Source organism: Oleiphilus sp. HI0123 (assembly GCF_001635315.1).
The window spans coordinates 1-411 of the sequence record NZ_LWGE01000568.1 but is presented as its reverse complement, the minus strand read 5'-3'; the positions used below and the strand labels follow the sequence as shown (position 1 = coordinate 411).

Below are 411 nucleotides of genomic sequence, written 5' to 3'. Positions count from 1 at the left end.
TCGTACTCGGGCTCGGCCAGCTCTCGTAACTTTGCTTTGCAACAGACCTTGTACAACTACGACTTTTACAATACTACTAACGACTTCAACGAAGCACTTTCAACCGCCGATGCAGATGAAAGACTTCAAGCCAGCCTTCAGCATGTTGTCGCCACCTACTCCGCAACACAAGGCAGAAAGCTCTATGTTAATGGTGTCTATACCGAAGATGAAGACAGCGTAGCCCCTGGCCTTCTAAATGGTTGGAACGAAAGTTTTGCCCTCGTATTGGGTAATGAAACCGATGGCAACGAACTATGGGAAGGCACGCTAAGGATGCTAGCTATTCATAGCCGTGCGTTAACACAAGAGCAAATCACCCAAAACTATAACTCCGGCGTAGGTGAAAAATTCTATATGCTATTTGGCGTA

General features: G+C 46.5%; 1 protein-coding gene. It reads left to right on the top strand.

All coding sequences use genetic code 11. The annotated features are described in order from the left end of the window. Positions 1-411: LamG domain-containing protein (locus A3761_RS05210; RefSeq protein WP_197472841.1), on the top strand; the 411-nt coding region annotated here is incomplete at both ends.